Source organism: Flagellimonas amoyensis, from assembly GCF_003058265.1.
Classification (GTDB): Bacteria; Bacteroidota; Bacteroidia; order Flavobacteriales; family Flavobacteriaceae; genus Flagellimonas; species Flagellimonas amoyensis.
This window is the reverse complement of sequence record NZ_QBUK01000006.1, coordinates 150,125-168,799: the sequence shown is the minus strand read 5'-3', so window position 1 is coordinate 168,799 and position 18,675 is coordinate 150,125. Positions and strand designations below refer to the sequence as shown.

At 46.2% G+C, this 18,675-nt stretch carries 17 protein-coding genes and 1 tRNA gene; 14 read left to right on the top strand and 4 right to left on the bottom strand.

Annotated elements, in window-relative coordinates:
- The first annotated feature begins 2 nt into the window (after positions 1-2).
- The 13 genes from DB398_RS10205 to DB398_RS10145 all read left to right on the top strand — a co-directional run bounded on the left by DB398_RS10205 (position 3) and on the right by DB398_RS10145 (position 14,766).
- Positions 3-320 (top strand): FtsL-like putative cell division protein, encoded by a 318-nt coding sequence (locus tag DB398_RS10205; protein WP_108424287.1) that lies wholly within the window; start codon positions 3-5, stop codon positions 318-320.
- On the top strand, positions 320-2,329 hold the full coding sequence (locus DB398_RS10200; protein WP_108424286.1) for a penicillin-binding protein: 2,010 nt from the start codon (positions 320-322) through the stop codon (positions 2,327-2,329). The genes DB398_RS10205 and DB398_RS10200 overlap by 1 nt, the downstream gene beginning before the upstream one ends.
- Positions 2,326-3,789, top strand: coding sequence for a UDP-N-acetylmuramoyl-L-alanyl-D-glutamate--2,6-diaminopimelate ligase (locus tag DB398_RS10195; protein WP_108424285.1), 1,464 nt, complete (start codon positions 2,326-2,328; stop codon positions 3,787-3,789). Before DB398_RS10200 ends, DB398_RS10195 begins: the two co-directional genes overlap by 4 nt.
- A gap of 90 nt (positions 3,790-3,879) precedes the next feature.
- The gene (gene mraY / locus DB398_RS10190) at positions 3,880-5,100 is read left to right on the top strand and encodes a phospho-N-acetylmuramoyl-pentapeptide-transferase (protein WP_108424284.1); all 1,221 of its coding nucleotides are present in this window, start codon (positions 3,880-3,882) and stop codon (positions 5,098-5,100) included.
- Positions 5,101-6,438, top strand: a complete 1,338-nt coding sequence (murD, locus tag DB398_RS10185) for a UDP-N-acetylmuramoyl-L-alanine--D-glutamate ligase (protein WP_108424283.1) — start codon at positions 5,101-5,103, stop codon at positions 6,436-6,438. It begins immediately after the preceding gene.
- Positions 6,439-6,441: 3 nt separating this feature from the next.
- A complete protein-coding gene (locus DB398_RS10180; RefSeq protein ID WP_108424282.1) occupies positions 6,442-7,647 on the top strand; it encodes an FtsW/RodA/SpoVE family cell cycle protein in 1,206 nt (401 codons plus the stop codon).
- The gene (murG, locus tag DB398_RS10175; protein ID WP_108424281.1) at positions 7,634-8,722 is read left to right on the top strand and encodes an undecaprenyldiphospho-muramoylpentapeptide beta-N-acetylglucosaminyltransferase; all 1,089 of its coding nucleotides are present in this window, start codon (positions 7,634-7,636) and stop codon (positions 8,720-8,722) included. Before DB398_RS10180 ends, murG begins: the two co-directional genes overlap by 14 nt.
- Positions 8,719-10,068: a UDP-N-acetylmuramate--L-alanine ligase gene (gene murC, locus DB398_RS10170; protein WP_108424280.1), complete on the top strand. Its 1,350-nt coding sequence runs from the start codon at positions 8,719-8,721 to the stop codon at positions 10,066-10,068. The genes murG and murC overlap by 4 nt, the downstream gene beginning before the upstream one ends.
- On the top strand, positions 10,058-10,777 hold the full coding sequence (locus DB398_RS10165; protein ID WP_108424279.1) for a cell division protein FtsQ/DivIB: 720 nt from the start codon (positions 10,058-10,060) through the stop codon (positions 10,775-10,777). The genes murC and DB398_RS10165 overlap by 11 nt, the downstream gene beginning before the upstream one ends.
- Before the next feature lie 3 nt (positions 10,778-10,780).
- Positions 10,781-12,115 carry a cell division protein FtsA gene (gene ftsA, locus DB398_RS10160; protein ID WP_108424278.1) on the top strand — a complete coding sequence of 445 codons (1,335 nt, stop codon included), beginning with the start codon at positions 10,781-10,783 and terminating at the stop codon, positions 12,113-12,115.
- A gap of 29 nt (positions 12,116-12,144) precedes the next feature.
- Positions 12,145-14,127, top strand: coding sequence for a cell division protein FtsZ (gene ftsZ, locus DB398_RS10155; RefSeq protein WP_108424277.1), 1,983 nt, complete (start codon positions 12,145-12,147; stop codon positions 14,125-14,127).
- 101 nt (positions 14,128-14,228) lie between these two features.
- Entirely contained in the window at positions 14,229-14,681 is a 453-nt protein-coding gene (locus DB398_RS10150) for a GatB/YqeY domain-containing protein (protein ID WP_108424395.1), read from the top strand.
- A gap of 11 nt (positions 14,682-14,692) precedes the next feature.
- A tRNA-Arg gene (locus DB398_RS10145) sits at positions 14,693-14,766 on the top strand.
- Between the two features lie 128 nt (positions 14,767-14,894).
- Here the strand turns inward: DB398_RS10145 and DB398_RS10140 are convergent.
- From DB398_RS10140 to DB398_RS18450, 4 genes are all read right to left on the bottom strand, one after another.
- The gene (locus tag DB398_RS10140; RefSeq protein WP_108424276.1) at positions 14,895-15,470 is read right to left on the bottom strand and encodes a collagen-like protein; all 576 of its coding nucleotides are present in this window, start codon (positions 15,468-15,470) and stop codon (positions 14,895-14,897) included.
- Positions 15,471-15,546: 76 nt separating this feature from the next.
- Positions 15,547-16,125, bottom strand: coding sequence for a collagen-like protein (locus tag DB398_RS10135; RefSeq protein WP_108424275.1), 579 nt, complete (start codon positions 16,123-16,125; stop codon positions 15,547-15,549).
- A 150-nt stretch (positions 16,126-16,275) separates the two neighbouring features.
- Complete coding sequence (locus tag DB398_RS10130) at positions 16,276-17,016, bottom strand: collagen-like protein (RefSeq protein WP_108424274.1); 741 nt, start codon at positions 17,014-17,016, stop codon at positions 16,276-16,278.
- A 242-nt stretch (positions 17,017-17,258) separates the two neighbouring features.
- Positions 17,259-17,846 (bottom strand): hypothetical protein, encoded by a 588-nt coding sequence (locus tag DB398_RS18450; RefSeq protein ID WP_199913381.1) that lies wholly within the window; start codon positions 17,844-17,846, stop codon positions 17,259-17,261.
- A gap of 320 nt (positions 17,847-18,166) precedes the next feature.
- Here DB398_RS18450 and DB398_RS10115 point away from each other — a divergent pair, with 320 nt between their 5' ends.
- Positions 18,167-18,613, top strand: a complete 447-nt coding sequence (locus DB398_RS10115) for a YHS domain-containing (seleno)protein (RefSeq protein ID WP_108424271.1) — start codon at positions 18,167-18,169, stop codon at positions 18,611-18,613.
- Positions 18,614-18,675: the final 62 nt, after the last annotated feature.

Sequence of the window (18,675 nt, the reverse complement as noted above, 5' to 3'; positions counted from 1 at the left end):
AAATGAGAAAAGGATTGCTGGACATATTAAAAGGAAAGTTTTTGGTGAGCGGGGATGCTCCCAAGAACTGGATGTTTTTGTTGTATGCCTCCTTCTTGGCCGCATTGATGATTTCCAGTAGTCACAATGCCGATAAAAAAGTAATGGAAATAGCCGCCTTGAACGAGGAGGTGAGAAAATTGAAAAGTGAGTTTTTTCAAGGAAGGTCCAATGTGCAACAGCTCAAGCTGGAATCCACTCTGCGAAAAGAAGTGGCGGACAAGGGACTTGTTCCTTCGGAAAACCCACCGAAGAAAATAGTGGTTAAATCAGCGGAATAGTGGCAATCACCGAAAAAAATATCATGAATAGGCTCTACCTCGTTGCAGGTGGACTTCTGGTCATGGCCATTGCCGTGGTGGTGAAGCTGGTGGATATCCAGATGGTGGAAGGTGAAAAATACAAGGAACTTGCCCTGAGCAAGACCGAAAGAATGTTCACCATAGAACCCAATCGGGGCAATCTGTATTCCGAGGATGGCAGTCTTTTGGCAGCATCCGTTTCCAAATATGAAATCAGGTTCGATGCCCAAACGGTATCCGAAACAAATTTCCAAAACCATGTTGGCGCACTGTCCGATTCGTTGGGGATTCTTTTCAATCGGCCTTCTTCCTATTACAGGCAACTGTTCAGAAAGGCGAGGGCCAATGGGAGCAGGTATGAGCTGGTGGCACGCAATGTGGATTACCTGAGTTATGTCCGCATCAAGCAATTTCCTCTTTTCAACCTAGGTCCGTATAAAGGCGGATTCATTGAGACCCATCGCGTGGTGAGGGAATACCCTTTGGGTAAGATGGCGGCCAGGAGCATTGGTTATGAAAAAGTGGATGAAAACGGATACTATACCCGTGTAGGTTTGGATGGTGCCTTTGGTGAGACCTATTTGAGGGGCAGGGAAGGAAAACGTCTGAAGCAAAAAATAGCAAAGGGTCAATGGAAACCTGTGGGCTTGGATAATATTGTGGAACCGCAGGATGGATTGGATGTGGTGTCCACCATCGATGTGAACATTCAGGACATTGCCCACCACGAATTGTTGAAGCAGCTCGAAAAATATAAGGCCGATCATGGTTGTGTGGTGGTCATGGAGACCAAGACCGGAGAAGTGAAGGCCATCTCCAATCTGGGGCGTACCTCCGATGGGAAATACTATGAAAAGTTGAACTATGCCGTGGGGGAGTCGCACGAACCAGGTTCTACCTTTAAGTTGATGTCCCTAGTGGCCGCTTTGGAAGATAAGGTGGTGGACACCAGTACGGTCATCGATACCGAAAAAGGACGGTACCAGATATACGATGGTGTTGTAAAGGATTCCAAGTGGGGCGGATACGGGAAGATTTCCACGGCAAGGGCCTTTGCGGTTTCCTCGAACACTGCTTTTGCCAAGATCATCAATGAAAATTATAAGGAACAGCCAGCCAAGTTCGTGAACCGTTTGATGAACATGGGGCTGCACAAAAAATTGGATCTGCCCATCATCGGTGAAGGAGATCCCGTGATCCGCTATCCGGGAGACAAGGGTTGGTCGGGCATTTCCCTTGGATGGATGTCCCACGGCTATGAGGTGTCATTGACGCCCATGCAGACCTTGGCCTTTTACAATGCCATTGCCAATGACGGGGAGTTGGTAAAACCTCGATTGATCAAAGAGGTGAGGGAAGGCAGTAAAGTGGTAAAACGTTTTGACAAACAGGTGCTGAACCCATCCATCTGCTCCAAAGAGACTGTGGATAAGGTGAGGCAACTCATGAAGGACGTGGTGGAGAAAAAATACGGTACCGGTCACGGGCTGTACTCCAAGAACTTTTCCATGGCAGGTAAAACTGGGACCACCCAGAAGAACTATGTGGAGAAGGACCCGGACAAATTGGCCTATATCTCCTCTTTTGCAGGATATTTTCCAGCGGACAACCCCAAGTATTCCTGTATCGTGATCATCCATGAGCCGGACAAGAGCGAAGGGTATTATGGAGCCGATGTGTCAGGTCCGGTCTTCAAATCCATGGCACAAAAGATACATGCCATTTCACCTTTGGTGGATGAAGTGGAGAGCAAGCAGTTCGACGACCCAGATTTGGACAAGGCATATGAGCAATACTTTGCCATGGCCCAGAAAAAATTTGGGACTGTGCCCAATGTGAAGGGAATGAGTGGAATGGATGCGGTGTCCCTATTGGAAAATCTGGGGCTGGAAGTGGAAGTGCATGGAAATGGAAAAGTGAAGAAGCAGTCCATAGATCAAGGAACGGATATCAAACAAGTAAAGAAAATAGTACTGGAGCTTTCATGAAGTTGTTGAAGGACATATTATATGGTGTTAGCCTTACTGCGGTGAGTGGGGATACCCATGTCGTGGTGAACCATATCCATTTCGATTCCAGAAAAGTGGAGATGGACGATGTGTTCGTGGCTGTTCGGGGTACCATTACTGACGGGCACATATACATTCAAAAAGCGGTGGACTTTGGCGCCAAAGCAGTGGTCTGTGAAGAATTGCCCGAACTGTTGGTCAATGGTGTCACCTATTTGAAGGTGCCGGATTGCAACAGTGCCCTTGCCGTGATGGCTTCCAATTTTTATGGAAACCCGTCAAAAAACCTAAAACTGGTCGGAATTACAGGGACCAATGGAAAGACTACGGTAGCCACCTTGTTGTATAACCTTTATATGAAGGCGGGTTACAAAGCAGGTCTGCTTTCTACGATTAAGGTAATGGTGGGCGATAAGGAATATCCAGCGAGCCACACCACGCCGGATGTCATGACCATCAACAATTATTTGGCAAAGATGAGTGCGGAAGGGGTGGAATGCTGTTTCATGGAGGTGAGTTCGCACGGTATCCATCAGAAAAGATCCGAAGGATTACACTTTGCGGGGGCGGTCTTTACCAATCTATCCCACGATCACCTGGACTATCACAAAACTTTTGCAGAATACCGCGATACGAAGAAAAAATTGTTCGATACTTTGCCCAAGACGGCTTTTGCCTTGGTCAACATCGATGACAAGAATGGCATGGTGATGTTGCAGAACACCAAAGCCAAAAAATATACCTATGCCCTAAAATCCTATGCGGATTACAGGGCCCAGATATTGGAGAAGCAGTTCAACGGACAGTTGTTGAAATTGGATGACAATGAACTGTGGTCCAAACTCATAGGGGATTTCAACGCCTATAATCTGTTGGCAATCTATGCGGTGGCGGACCTTTTAGGGCTGGAAAAAATGGAGACCCTGAGGCTGATGAGCGAGTTGGAGACCGTGGACGGCAGGTTCCAATACTATATATCCAAAGAAAAAATAACGGCAATAGTTGATTATGCCCATACGCCGGACGCACTAAAAAATGTATTGATCACCATCAATGCATTGAGGACTGGAAATGAAAAGGTCATCACCGTAGTGGGGTGTGGTGGTGACCGCGATAAGTCTAAGCGTCCGGTTATGGGTCATATCGCTTCCGAAATGAGTGACCAGGCCATATTCACATCCGACAACCCCAGGACGGAGCTCCCGGCAACCATCATTGAGGAAATGGAAAAAGGAGTGGAGGCCCAGAACACCAAAAAAGTATTGTCCATCGAGAACAGAAAACAGGCCATAAAGGCGGCTTGCAAATTGGCCTTGGCCAATGATATCATCTTGGTGGCGGGAAAAGGACATGAAACCTATCAGGAAACCAATGGCGTCCGGGTGGATTTTGATGATTTTAAAGAAGTGAAAGAAGCTCTGGAGAGCCTAAATAAGTAATTGAATGAAGGTAATAAGAAGCAAGGCCAAGGAATATGGTTTGAAGCAATTTCTGTCTTGTGTCTTACATCTTAAGTCTTATATCTGAATATGTTATACTACTTGTTCGAATTTTTGGAGAAACAATACCAACTGCCAGGTGCGGGCCTTTTTCGGTTTTTGACCTTTAGGGCGGCCATGGCCGTGATGTTGTCTCTTCTGATAGCAATGGTATACGGAAAGCGGATCATTCTCTTCCTGCAAAAAAAGCAGATTGGGGAAAGCATCCGTGATCTTGGCCTGGAAGGCCAGCAGCAAAAAGCGGGAACACCCACCATGGGCGGGTTGATCATCATCATATCCACCCTGTTGCCCGTGATCTTGTTTGCCGACATCAAAAACATCTATGTCATTTTGTTGATCGTCACCACCATTTGGATGGGTGTCATTGGTTTTGTGGACGATTACATCAAGATCTTTAAAAAGGATAAAAAGGGACTGAAAGGAAAGTTCAAGGTCATGGGGCAAGTGGGCCTCGGACTGATCGTAGGCATCACGCTCTATTTTCATCCCATGGTGACCATCAAGGAGAAAGATACCACGACCATCACGGAGGATTTCAAAGTGGAAAAGGTTTTTGGCGAAGAGACCAAGGCGGTCCGGACCAATGTGCCCTTTTTCAAGAACAATGAGTTGGACTATGCCGATTTTATTTCATGGATGGGCGAAGGGGTTGAGGACTATGCGTGGCTCATTTTCATCCCTGCGGTCATTTTGATCGTCACCGCAGTTTCCAACGGGGCCAACCTAACGGATGGAATTGATGGATTGGCGGCTGGTTCCTCAGCAATCATCGTGCTGACCCTGGGCATTTTTGCATGGGTTTCAGGGAATATCCAGTTTTCAAACTATCTGGATATTTTCTACCTGCCCAGAGTAGGGGAATTGGTGGTGTTCATTGCCGCTTTTGTAGGGGCGTTGGTCGGATTCCTATGGTACAATACCTTTCCGGCCCAAGTGTTTATGGGAGATACGGGAAGTCTTACCATTGGAGGTGTCATTGCGGTGATTGCCATTATGGTCAGAAAGGAACTGTTGCTCCCCGTGCTCTGCGGGATCTTTTTTGCAGAGTCCCTATCCGTGATGCTGCAAGTGGGATATTTCAAGCATACGAAAAAGAAATATGGCGAAGGGAAACGCATATTCTTGATGGCTCCCTTGCACCATCATTACCAAAAAAAATTATATCACGAGAGCAAGATAGTGACACGGTTCTGGATCATTGGGATCTTATTGGCCATCATCAGCATTGTCACACTTAAAATTAGATAGATGGGCCGCTTGGTGATACTTGGAGGAGGAGAAAGTGGTGTGGGAACCGCCATTTTGGGGCAGCAAAAAGGATTTGAAGTCTTTGTTTCGGACAAAGGAGAGATCAAAGAGAAATACAAAGAAGTTCTTGAACATTTTGAGATTGAATGGGAGTCTGGCGACCACACGGAGGCCAAGATCCTGAATGCCGATGTGGTGATGAAAAGCCCGGGCATTCCCGATAAGGCACCATTGGTCAAGGCACTTGTTGCCAAAGGCGTTCCGGTCATTTCGGAAATAGAGTTTGCATCAACATATACCGACGCTACGCTTATTGGCATAACGGGAAGTAACGGGAAGACCACGACCACGATGATGACCCATCATCTTTTGAAGGAAGGTGGATTGAATGCGGGCATGGCAGGAAACATTGGTGACAGCTTTGCCAAAATGGTGGCCGAGAAAGATATGGATCAGTATGTGTTGGAGATCAGCAGTTTTCAACTGGACGGTATCGTGGATTTCAAACCGCACATTGCCGTGATCACCAACATCACCCCGGACCATTTGGACCGATATGAGTACAAGTTTGAAAACTATATCGCCTCCAAGTTCCGCATCGCCATGAACCAGGATGAAAACGATTACCTGATCTATGACGCCGATGATGAAGTAATGGAAAGTTGGTTAAAGAAAAACCCTGTTCAATCCAAATTGGTCCCTTTTTCAGTCAAAAAAAAGTTGGAAGAAGGAGCTTGGTTGGAGGATAAAACGATAAAAATAAAATTGGAACATAATAATACCTTGGAAATGAGTACAGATATTTTGGCCTTGGAAGGGCAGCACAACGTAAAGAACACTATGGCCGCAAGTATGGCCGCCCTCTTGGTGAAGGTCAGGAAAGAGACCATCCGCCAGAGCATCCAGTCCTTTCAGGGAGTGCCCCATAGGCTGGAAAAAGTGTTGAAGATCAATCATGTGGAGTACATCAACGATTCCAAGGCAACCAATGTCAATGCCACATTCTATGCACTGGACGGTATCAAAAAGCCCATTGTTTGGATAGCGGGTGGAGTGGACAAAGGAAACGACTATGCAGAGTTGATGCCCTTGGTGCGCGAGAAGGTGAAGGCCATTATCTGTTTGGGTGTGGACAATACCAAGTTGAAGGAGTCTTTTGGCAATGTGATAGACCTAATGGTGGAGACCTATTCCATGGAGGAAGCGGTAAAAGTGGCCTACAAGGTTTCGGAGCGGGGCGATGCCGTCCTTTTGTCGCCGGCCTGTGCCAGTTTTGACCTTTTCAAGAACTATGAGGATAGGGGAGATCAATTTAAAGCAGCAATCAAAAATTTGTAGAACGTGTTGGCCATATTCAAAAATCTGAAAGGTGATAAAGCCATCTGGGGCGTAGTGGCCCTTTTGGCCCTTTTCTCATTTTTGCCTGTCTATAGCGCAAGTACCAATTTGGTGTTTGTGAATGATGACGGGACCACGTTCGGGCACTTGGTGAAACATGCCGTCCTCTTGTTCTTGGGCTTTGGGATCATTTATGCCATCCATAAGATCCCCACCCATTACTTTAAGGGACTTTCCATCATTGCCCTTCCCATTGTGTTGATTCTGTTGGCTTATACGCTAACGGTGGAGACCCGCATTGGAGGGGTCACGGCAAACCGTTGGATCAAGATTCCTTTGGTAGGGGTCAATTTCCAGACATCCACTTTGGCCGCTGTGGTATTGATGATATGGATTGCCCGGTATTTGACCAAGATCAAGGATGTAAAGATCACATTCAAGGAAAGTATTTTGCCACTTTGGCTTCCAACGGCCTTGGTGGTGGTGCTCATTTTGCCCGAGAACTTTTCAACGGCGGCCATCATCTGTTTTATGGTGTTGGTGCTGTGCTTTTTGGGTGGATATCCGCTGAAATACCTGTTTGCCATGGTGGGCACGGGAATCGTACTGGGCGGTATGTTCATGTTCGTGCTCTTCAAGGCGCCCGAGGTATTGCCAAATAGGGCGGGTACATGGAAATCCAGGATAGAAACCTTTCTCCATCCCGAACAGGCGGACAAGGACGATTTGCACCAGCTGACCCTGGCCCAGATAGCCATAGCCGAAGGCGGTGTGGTAGGCAAAGGGGCCGGAAAGAGCGTCATGAAAAATATGTTGTCGCAAAGTACCTCGGATTTCATCTTTGCGATCATAATTGAAGAATATGGATTGTTGGGTGGAGGAGCCTTGTTGTTCTTTTACCTCTTGTTGTTGTTCCGGATAGTCGTGGTGGCACACTCGGCCAAAACAGTGTTTTCAAAATTGTTGGTGATCGGGGTCGGGCTGCCCATTGTGTTCCAGGCATTCATCAATATGGCCGTAGTGGTGCAGTTGTTTCCTGTAACGGGCCAGCCATTGCCACTGATCAGTATGGGGGGTACGTCCATTTGGATGACCTGCTTGGCCATTGGCATTGTGTTGAGTGCGAGCAACAAAACAGAGAATTTGGAGGAGCAATCCTATGATATAGATGAGACCAACCCTTTAGAAGTATTGAGTGGGCAGTTATAGGTTCATACTTTCTGGAGGAGGCACGGGAGGACATATCTATCCCGCAGTGGCCATAGCCAACGAGCTGAAGAAAAGGCATCCCGATGCCAAGTTCCTGTTCGTGGGGGCCAAGGATAAAATGGAGATGGAAAAAGTGCCACAGGCCGGATATGAGATCAAGGGCTTGTGGATAAGTGGAATACAACGGAAACTGACATTGAAAAATCTCATGTTTCCCTTTAAAGTGATAAGCAGTTTGTTGGAGGCCAGAAAAATAGTGAAGCAGTTCAAGCCCCATGTAGCCATAGGCACGGGAGGCTTTGCCAGCGGACCATTGTTGCGCATGGCGGCCAGTGCGGGCATTCCCTGTGTGCTACAGGAGCAGAATTCCTTTGCGGGCATCACGAACAAACTATTGGCAGGAAAGGCCGAGAAAATATGTGTGGCCTATGATGGAATGGAGCGGTTTTTTCCAAAGGAAAAGGTCGTAAAGACTGGAAACCCCGTCCGCATGGATTTGGTGGACCAGAAATCGGGCAAGGAAGAGGCTCTCGGTTTCTTTGGCTTGGATGCAAACAAGAAGACCGTTCTGATCTTGGGAGGAAGTCTGGGTGCCAGACGCATCAACCAATTGGTCCAGAAAGAATTGAAATTTTTTGAAGGGCAGGGGCTTCAAGTGCTTTGGCAGTGTGGCAAGCTCTATGTGGAGGAATACAAAACATACGATTCGGATTCGGTTAAGGTATTGGCCTTCGTCAATAGGATGGACTTGGCCTATGCCGCCGCGGATGTGGTGATTTCAAGGGCCGGGGCCGGTTCGGTTTCGGAGTTATGTCTGGTGGGAAAACCGGTGATCTTTATCCCATCACCCAATGTGGCCGAAGACCATCAGACCCAAAATGCAAATGCCCTGGTGTCCAAGGAAGCTGCCATTATGCTAAAGGAAAGCGAACTGGATGCCGAATTTGAAAAAAAGTTTACAGAGATGATGGCTTCCACAGCGATGCAAGAGCGTCTGGGAACGAATATCAAAAAAATGGCCATGCCCAAGGCCACGGAACATATAGTGGATGAAATTGAAAAATTGCTGAAGTGAACCTGAAGGATATACATAGCGTTTATTTTATTGGTATAGGGGGCATAGGTATGTCCGCTCTGGCCCGTTATTTCGATTTTATCGGAAAGCCGGTTGCGGGGTACGACAAGACCCCAACGCCCATTACCGATGGTCTTCAGGAAAAGGGAATCCAGGTCCATTTTGAGGATGATATAACTTCGGTGCCGGACACGTTCAAGCAGCCGGGCACCTTGGTGGTCTATACACCTGCGGTCCCTGCATCCCATGGTGAGCTCAATTTCTATAAAACGAATGGTTTCGACATCAAGAAACGTTCGGAGGTATTGGGTATCATCACCAAAGACTCCTATTGCTTGGCCGTGGCGGGCACACATGGAAAAACGACCACCTCATGCATCTTGGCACACCTGCTGAAGGAATGTGGGCTTCCCTTCACTGCATTTTTGGGAGGGGTGTCGGAAGATTTCAACAGCAATTTTGTGTTGGAGGGCACTGAGTATTCCGTGGTGGAGGCCGATGAGTTCGATCGTTCCTTTTTGAGATTGTTCCCCACGGTGGCCTGTATCACAAGCATGGATGCCGACCACTTGGACATCTATGGCACCCATGAAGAGTTGCAGCAGTCCTTTCGGGATTTTGCAGGAAAGATAAAACCAGGCGGCAAGCTGTTCGTCCGAAAAGGATTGCCCATGGAGGGCACCACCTTTGGCATAGAGGACGGCTCCGACTTTTGTATTGAACATATTGACATTGAACATGGAACCTACATATTTGATATTGTTACGCCTTCCGAGGTACTGAAACAAGTCCGTTTTGGTAAACCTGGTAGGCACAATTTGCTCAATGGATTAGCTGCTTTTGCGATGGCGGTGCAAACGGGTTGCCCACCCCACCGCCTTGCCGAAGCTTTGGCCACGTTCAAGGGCGTACAGCGTAGGTTTTCGTACCAGATCAAGGAAAAGGATTTCGTTTTTATTGATGACTATGCGCACCATCCCGCTGAAATTGATGCGGTGCACCAGGCTATACGAGAGATGCACCCTGGGGAAAAGGTGACGGCAATATTTCAGCCCCACCTGTTTTCAAGGACGAAGGATTTTGCGGACGATTTTGGCCGAAGTCTTTCCCAGTTCGATGAAATCATTCTTTTGGAGATCTACCCGGCACGGGAAGAACCCATGGAGGGCATCACATCGACTTGGCTGCTGGGAAAAATAGACAACCCCAATAAAAAACTGGTTCCCAAAGCGGAACTGATCAAAGAAGTGAGTAACTGTAAAACAGGGGTTTTAGTGGTCCTTGGCGCAGGGGATATAGGGCTTGAAGTACCCAAAATAAAAAAAGAATTGGCTTATGCGGGTTAATTGGAATTACATCAAATTGGCTTTTCTGTCGGTTGCCGTAATTGCACTTTACGGTTTTGCCGATCAGCGGAGCAAAAAGAAAAAGGTGAACGATCTCTCGGTTAAATTTGTGGGCGACAACAACTTGTACTTGACTGAGGATGCGGTTAATAAATTGTTAATACAAAATTACGGCCCCGTAAAAAATAGGGAGAAAGAACAATTAGTTTTGAATACCATAGAGGAGGTAATTCTGTCCAACGATATGGTGAAAAATGCCCAAGTCTATCTTACTGTAAACGGGGAACTTATCTCAAAGATTGTTCAGCGTAAACCGATTGGAAGAGTAGAAGGGGTCTCCAAATTTTATTTGGATGATATGGGAGAACGCATGCCTTTGTCCAAGCAACATTCGGCAAGGGTGCCCATTATCACCGGTAAAATTACGGGCAAGACCCTTGAGGACGCGTATGTGATCCTCAACTATATCAACGAAGATGATTTTCTTAGGAAAAATGTCATCGGGATACACATTGAAGAAGAAGGAAACTACCAGCTCAAATTCCGCATGGAGAACTTTGTGGTGAATTTGGGGGGAGTGGACAATCTAAATACAAAGTTCAAGAATTTCATGGCTTTCTATGCTAAGGCGGCCAAGGACAATTCCTTGGAAGATTATGCAATAGTGAGTTTGGAGTTCAACAATCAAGTGGTTTGCACCAAAATATAAGATATGGAACAGGGTAATTATTCAGTTGGGTTGGATATTGGAACCACCAAGATCGTAGCGATCATTGGTAGGGAGAACGAGTATGGAAAAATTGAGGTTCTGGGCATGGGCAAGTCCAAAAGTCTGGGCGTGCACAGAGGGGTGGTGAACAACATCACGCAGACCATCTCCTCCATTCAGCAAGCAGTGGAGCAGGCAGAACTGAACTCTGGTCTAAAAATAGGTTCCGTTGTTGTGGGCATTGCCGGACAGCACATACGCAGCCTTCAGCACAGTGACTACATCACCAGGCCTAATTCCGAGGAAGTCATCAACAATGACGATCTGGACAGGCTTTGCAACCAAGTTTACAAACTGGTCATGCTTCCCGGTGAGGAAATCATCCATGTACTGCCACAGGAATACAAAGTGGACGGCCAGTCCGAAATCAAAGAACCAAAAGGAATGTATGGTGGCCGTTTGGAGGCCAATTTCCATGTAGTGGTCGGCCAAGTATCATCCATCAAGAACATAGGAAGGTGCATCAAAAGTGCCGGACTGGACCTGGGCAACATCACCTTGGAGCCTTTGGCCTCTGCAGAAGCCGTTCTGAGCCAAGAAGAAAAAGAAGCGGGCGTTGCCCTTATCGATATAGGTGGTGGAACCACGGACCTTGCCATTTTCAAGGATGGGATCATTCGCCATACCTCCGTTATCCCTTTTGGGGGCAACGTGATCACTGAAGACATCAAAGAAGGCTGTTCCATCATTGAAAAGCAGGCAGAACTGTTGAAAATCAAATTCGGTTCCGCATGGCCGGGTGAGAACAAGGACAACGAGATTGTCTCCATTCCAGGTCTGAGGGGAAGGGAGCCCAAGGAAATCACCTTGAAGAACCTTTCCAAGATCATCCACGCAAGAGTGGTGGAGATCATAGAGCAGGTCTATGTGGAGATCAAGAACTACGGTCATGAGGACCAGAAGAAAAAATTGATCGCCGGAATCGTATTGACCGGTGGCGGAAGCCAATTGAAGCACTTGAAACAATTGGTGGAGTACATCACCGGGATGGATACCCGAATCGGTTATCCCAACGAACATTTGGCGGGCGATTCCGATGAGGAAATTGCCAGTCCGTTGTATGCGACAGCGGTAGGACTGTTGATGAACGCCTTGGAGTCCAAAACAATGGGCAAAGTGGTAGATCAGCAAGAAGCGCCAAAAGAAGAGGAAAAGGTATTGGTGGAGCAGGAGCATGTAGGGGCGGAGGCCACCATGACCACCTCACACAAGGACAGAAAATCCATTTTTGACAAATGGTCCGAGAAGCTGAAGGACTTTTTGGACAACGCAGAATAATATAACCCCATTAACGAAACACAACTGTCATGAGTAAGAACACTGAATTTGACAACATCGCTTTTGATTTGCCCAAGAACAAGAGCAACGTAATAAAGGTAATAGGAGTAGGAGGCGGCGGTAGCAACGCCATCAACCACATGTTCCAGGCAGGCATCAATGGAGTGGATTTCGTGATCTGCAACACCGATGCCCAAGCTTTGCAGAACAGCTCTGTGCCCAACAAGATCCAGTTAGGGGTCTCCCTGACCGAAGGTCTAGGCGCAGGGGCCAACCCCGATGTAGGGGAACAGGCTGCCTTGGAGAGTATGGAAGAGATCAAGGGTATGTTGGGACACAATACCAAAATGGCCTTTATCACTGCAGGTATGGGAGGGGGAACCGGTACCGGGGCCGCACCCATTTTGGCCAAACTGGCCAAGGAACTGGACATCCTTACTGTGGGCATCGTTACCATTCCGTTCCAGTTTGAAGGGGCCATGCGTAACAAGCAAGCACAATTGGGGATAGAAAAATTGAGGGCGAATGTGGATTCGCTCATCGTGATCAACAACAACAAACTTCGTGAAGTGTACGGCAATCTTGGGTTTAAGGCCGGCTTCTCAAAAGCGGACGAAGTGTTGGCCACTGCGGCAAGGGGTATCGCAGAAGTCATCACGCACCACTATACACAGAACATTGACCTTAGGGATGCCAAGACTGTACTTTCCAACAGTGGAACGGCCATTATGGGATCTGCCGTGGCATCAGGTTCTGCAAGGGCCACAGAGGCCATCATGAAGGCACTGGATTCCCCATTGCTGAACGACAATAAGATCAATGGTGCCAAAAATGTACTGTTGCTGATTGTTTCCGGTTCGCAGGAAATCACCATTGATGAAATCGGAGAAATCAATGACCATATCCAGATAGAGGCCGGACATGGCGCCAACATCATTATGGGTGTGGGTGAGGACGAGAACCTGGGCGAGGCCATTGCTGTGACCGTGATCGCCACTGGTTTCAATGTGGACCAGCAGGACAATATTGTGAACACAGAATCCAAAAAGGTATTCTATACATTGGAGGACGAGCAGACCGCACAACAAGATTTGACTCCCGAGGCCACAGCGGTACAGGAGGTTAAGGTAGAAAAGGCTCCCGTGGTGGAACCAGAGCCGGAACCTACCGTGGTGAAGCATACTTTGGAAATGAAGGAAGAGGAAGTGGAGCAGCGCGTTGCACCCAAGGCCAAGACACAAGAACCAGATTTGGTGCCCACCACAAGCTATATCCGCAATTTCAATGTTTTTTATGAAGAAGTGGTCCCTGAATATGTGGAAGACGACTTTATCATCATTGAGGCCAAAAATATCATCAACAATATAGAAGTAGTGGAACCCGAAGTGGTTGCTCCCAAGTCCCAGGAAGATCAATTTACCTTGAGCTTTGACATGCCCCTCCACAATGAAGTAGAGGAAGAAGAGGATGAAAGGGAGCACACGGTCACATTCAACCTGGATGATGGTATTGGAGATGTGAGGGTGAATGAATATGTGGAGGTAAAACCTGTTCTGGAGTACAATAAGCAGGGAGAGACCCGCTACAATCTGGAAGAGTACATGGAACTGGAGACCAAGTTGACCGGTGCCAAGTCCATGGCGGAGACCCACGAGCCCAAATTGGTGGAAAACGAACTCGTTTTCGAGAAAAAGACCTTGAAAATGGAGGCCTCCCATCAACAAGAGGAGACCACGGACAGTATGGATCCCTTCAACAGTTCCATCAGCGATCTTCTAAAGGATAGGGCGGACGAACGACGAAGAAAACTGAAAAATTTCAACTATAAGTTCCAGAACAACAGGAACAGCATAGACGAAATCGAGAAACAACCGGCATACAAGCGCCAAGGTGTGGACCTGAACGATGTTCCCAAGGAACAGAAGGTTTCCAGGACCACATTGGGCGAGGATAGCAACGATGATCTACAGTTGCGTTCCAACAACTCATTTTTACACGATAATGTTGATTAGTAGTGTTTAAATTGACATCCATTTTTTAATGGAAGCATGAACCCGAAAGTTGAGATACTTTCGGGTTTATTTTTTATCTTCGCAGCCCAAAATAGATGGAAATGGGTTTGCAGGAAAAGGTAATGACAGAAATGAAGGTGGCCATGAAGGCAAAGGATACTGTTGCCTTGGAATCATTGCGTGCCATCAAGTCGGCCATTTTGTTGGCAAAGACGGAAACAGGTGCTGGTGCCGAACTTTCGGAGGAGGAAGAAGTGAAATTGATCCAGAAGCTGGTAAAACAGCGAAAGGACAGTGCTGCAATCTTCCAACAACAAGGAAGGGAAGACTTGGCAGGTCCAGAGCTTGCACAAGTCGCGGTGATCGAGAAATTCTTGCCCGAACAATTGTCGGAGGAAGAAGTTGAAAAAGTGGTGCTCAAAACCATTGAATCAGTTGGTGCTTCGGGAATGCAGGATATGGGCAAGGTGATGGGCATCGTTTCCAAGGAATTGGCAGGTCAGGCCGATGGAAAGACCATTTCCAACATCGTAAAGGCAAAATTAAGTTCGTAACATAAGATAATGGCCGCGTAGTTCAACTGGATAGAATATCAGATTTCGGCTCTGAGGGTTGGGGGTTCGAATCCTCCCGCGGTCACAAATACATCAAAAAGCAGGCAAAATGCCTGCTTTTTTTATAATGGCCTAAAAAAATTACCCGACGGACAAAGATGGTATGGTATGGGAACGTCCGCCGGGCATGAATGAAAAAAATGAGTTGATGGCTTATTGCTCCAATCCGAGCAAAGTGGTTGCCTCACCAAAACTTTCGGGCATGTGGTTGACCAAATCAGTGGCTTGAGCAATGTTGGCAGGGACAATCACATACCTTATCAAATAGGTGTCACTGTTCTCAAGTTGGCTCACATCGTCTGATTCACCGGCGATGACCAATGCTGCTGTATGAAAATTAGGGTTTTCGGAGGTTGCGATGTATGTGTAGATGTTATCGGAACCATCTTGATATGGAAGCAATACAGTAATTGAGCCCAAACCAAAATCAAGCTTTAAGTAAACTAGGATTACACCGCCAGTTTCCAAGAAGGCTTGAATATCTGTTATTCCCGGTATTTCCTCAATAAGCATTTGTCCAAAAGTAGGAGGGACATTGTTGTTTACATTGTCCCAAACAATTTGCGTCCAATCGGATACGATAACATTCGCATTCCCATCTTGGCCGTCTTGGCCGTCTTTACCAGCGTCTCCTTGGGCTCCCATTTCACCATTGGCCCCGTCCTTGCCATCTTCTCCGGAACAGGAAACCAAGGTGATGCTAAGCCCAAAAAAAGCGTAAAGGGCCATTTTTGATAGATTTAAAAGAATTGTTTTCATAAATTGAATTAAAAATTAATAAAGGGCTGTGTTTGATAGTGATGCATCAATTGTCCAATCCAAGTAACACAGCTGCGACATCAAAACTCTCAGGCATTTTGTTGACCAAGTCACTGCCCTGTATCATGTTGACAGGTATTAGCACATAGCGGAGCATGTAATCAGGGTTATTTTGGACTTCTAAGTAAGCTCCATTATTATCGGTATCTCTCAACGTAATTAGGATACCTTTAAACCCATCTGGAATATTTGTTATCCCATAATAAAGGTTGACATTGTTAAACTCAAATGGCAGTATATAAGACGTGGGGTAGTCATCTATTATTTTAAGGTATATCAATACTACTCCACCGTCAGCGATGAATGTTTCTATGTCCACTTCAGGCACTTCAACCTGCATTGTGCTGTATGTGGGTTCGGCAGTCGTCCAATTTATTATAAACCAATCTGATGTCATAATGTTGGAAATACCATCTTTTCCATCCTGTCCAGCAGGTCCTTGGGGTCCAATGTTCCCATTAATTCCATCTTTGCCATCTTCTCCAGAGCATGAAATAAAGGTAGTGCCAAGCCCTAATAAAAGGAAAAGCACCAATTTTGATAGATTTAGAAGAGTAGTTCTCATAAATTAATTGGTTGGTTAAGCGTGTATGATATTGGTGTTTACGGTTAAAGTATTGGGGTTCTGTTGCCCCCTTTTTTTGTGCGAAAATTGGGAAGTGCAATCAATTAATTTCAAAATGACAAATCCAATCTTTTCTGCCTGAATACAAACTCATTGCTGCAATCCAAGCAAAGTAGCTGCCTCACCAAAACTTTTGGGCATGTTGTTGGCCAGACCGCTGGCTTGGGCAATGTTGGCAGGGACAATCACATACTTTATCAAATAATTATTGCTGTTTTCCATAGAGGAAACATTGGTTGATTCACCTCGTATGACCAATCCAGGCACAAAAATATTGGGATCGGTAGAGGTAACAGCATATGAAAAGATGTGTTCAGAACCATCTTGGTGCGGGAGTGGTGTTGTAAAGGTGGCGAGGCCGATATCACGTCTTAAATAAAAAAGAACGACTCCCCCGGTATCCAAAAAAGCAGTGATGTCATCGATGCCGGGAATCTCCTCGATAATCATTTCTCCCCAGGTAGGAGGAACAGAATTGTCTACATTATCCCAAACGATGTGCATCCAATCGGAAACAATGACATTGGCACTCCCATCTTGTCCAGGATCTCCTTGCGCTCCTGGTTCGCCTTGTGCTCCTTGCTCACCTTGCGGCCCCTGTTCACCTTGAGCCCCCTGCTCTCCCTGGGGACCTTGTTCTCCTTGGGTTCCGGGTTCTCCCTGTGCTCCTTGCGTTCCAGGTTCACCTTGTGGACCTTGAGTTCCTTGGATGCCCATTTCTCCGTTGATTCCATCTGTGCCATCTTCGCCCGAACAGGAAACGATGAATATGCCCATCCCCAACAAAAGGAGAAGGGACATTTTTGAAAGATGTATAAGTGTTTTTTTCATAATATAATGGATATAGTTTGTATGTATAATAATGGAAAGATTGGTTTAAAAATCAGCATTGGGATTTGTGACGATACATTTCTGAAACCAAAATTAGAAACTGGTGCTGAGTAATTTTGGACCAATTGACGGATGCACGTTTTGGGTTGACGGATGGGCGGTTTGAAGAAGTGGAAGTGATTGTGGATAGGTAAAAACCCCCCTTTTTTTTTTAAAAATGCTGAACAACAATTCCACTGAACCTATTGATTCAACCCAAGTAAAGTGATAACCTCGTCAAAGTCCTTCGCAGTTTGACTGGTCATGCCACTGTTTTGTGCAATGTTGGCGGGTACTACTACATATTTGACCATAAAATCATCATTGTTTTCAAAGTGGGTCACATCGCTTGATTCTGCACGCACAACCAACCCAGTTACGTAAATTTGTGGCGCTGTAGTTGTTGAGATATAGGCATATAAGTGATCGGAACCGTCTTGATATGGAAGCAGAGATATATGGACAAGGCCACCGTTTGGGATAATTCCATGTTTTAAATAGACGAGAATGACCCCTCCGGTTTTCACGAAATCCTCAATGTTGTCTATACCTGGGATTTCTTGGAAATACATTCGTCCAGATGTTGGAGGTACATCGCTGTTTACAGTACCCCATGAGATATGCATCCAATCGGAAACGATTACATTGGCGTTCCCATCCTGACCAGCAGGTCCCATTTCGCCGTTGATCCCATCTTTACCATCTTCACCAGTGCAGGAAATCAGGATAGTGCCAAGCCCCAAGAAAAGTAGGAGGGACATTTTTGATATGTTCAAGAGTGTTGTTTTCATAAAATGAATGTTAGTTATGCTATTGATTTTTAATCAAAAACCAATCTTTTTGACCTTCAAATTAGCAAATGGTCCTGAGGAATTTTGGCTCAATTGACGGATGCTTGTTTTGGGTTGACGGATGGGCGGTTTGAAGAAGGGGAAATGATTTCCTGTGGAAAAATGATTCCTATTTTGATGGTGCCAAAGCTTGGAAATCTAGCTGGTCAGTTTGGAATTTATCCCAAATCCGTGAAAGGAATAAAAAAACCTTCTGACTAACCCAATTCCAAACCACTGGATTTTCTCCTATTGGCTTACGGAACTAAAGACAAGCACACATGAAAAAAGCATTCTTCACCCTCTTTTTGACCATCGGGGCTTTGGTCCAAGCACAGACCGTTGACTACAATACCCAAAAGGGCTATGCCGCCAATGGATATGACGTGGTTTCCTATTTTTCAGGCAAGGCCAAGGAAGGTCTAAAACAATTCACGACCGAGTATGATGGGGTTAAATATAAGTTTGAGAACCAATCCCATTTGGAAACGTTCATGGCCGAGCCTACAAGATATCTACCTGAATATGGAGGTTATTGTGCCTATGCGGTGGCCGTATCTGGAAAAAAGGTAAGGGTGAACCCGGAAACTTTTGAGGTCCGGCAAGGAAAACTTTACCTCTTCTACAACGCGGGCCATACCAATACATTGGATTTATGGCTTGATGAATCTCCAAATGACCTGAGAACCAAGGCGGACGAGAACTGGAAAAAAATCAAGAATCCGTAACATTCCTAAGAAATCCAAGTCTAATGAGCAAATTGCTCCTGTGCTGTCCATGCATTTGGAAC

Excerpts from the sequence above, each read along its gene's own strand:
- DB398_RS10205 (WP_108424287.1), top strand. The coding sequence starts at position 3 with ATGAGAAAAGGATTGCTGGACATATTAAAAGGAAAGTTTTTGGTGAGC.
- DB398_RS10195 (WP_108424285.1), top strand. The coding sequence starts at position 2,326 with ATGAAGTTGTTGAAGGACATATTATATGGTGTTAGCCTTACTGCGGTG.
- mraY (WP_108424284.1), top strand. The coding sequence starts at position 3,880 with ATGTTATACTACTTGTTCGAATTTTTGGAGAAACAATACCAACTGCCA.
- murD (WP_108424283.1), top strand. The coding sequence starts at position 5,101 with ATGGGCCGCTTGGTGATACTTGGAGGAGGAGAAAGTGGTGTGGGAACC.
- DB398_RS10165 (WP_108424279.1), top strand. The coding sequence starts at position 10,058 with ATGCGGGTTAATTGGAATTACATCAAATTGGCTTTTCTGTCGGTTGCC.
- ftsA (WP_108424278.1), top strand. The coding sequence starts at position 10,781 with ATGGAACAGGGTAATTATTCAGTTGGGTTGGATATTGGAACCACCAAG.
- ftsZ (WP_108424277.1), top strand. The coding sequence starts at position 12,145 with ATGAGTAAGAACACTGAATTTGACAACATCGCTTTTGATTTGCCCAAG.
- DB398_RS10150 (WP_108424395.1), top strand. The coding sequence starts at position 14,229 with ATGGGTTTGCAGGAAAAGGTAATGACAGAAATGAAGGTGGCCATGAAG.
- DB398_RS10140 (WP_108424276.1), bottom strand. The coding sequence starts at position 15,470 with ATGGCCCTTTACGCTTTTTTTGGGCTTAGCATCACCTTGGTTTCCTGT.
- DB398_RS10135 (WP_108424275.1), bottom strand. The coding sequence starts at position 16,125 with ATGAGAACTACTCTTCTAAATCTATCAAAATTGGTGCTTTTCCTTTTA.
- DB398_RS10130 (WP_108424274.1), bottom strand. The coding sequence starts at position 17,016 with ATGAAAAAAACACTTATACATCTTTCAAAAATGTCCCTTCTCCTTTTG.
- DB398_RS18450 (WP_199913381.1), bottom strand. The coding sequence starts at position 17,846 with ATGAAAACAACACTCTTGAACATATCAAAAATGTCCCTCCTACTTTTC.
- DB398_RS10115 (WP_108424271.1), top strand. The coding sequence starts at position 18,167 with ATGAAAAAAGCATTCTTCACCCTCTTTTTGACCATCGGGGCTTTGGTC.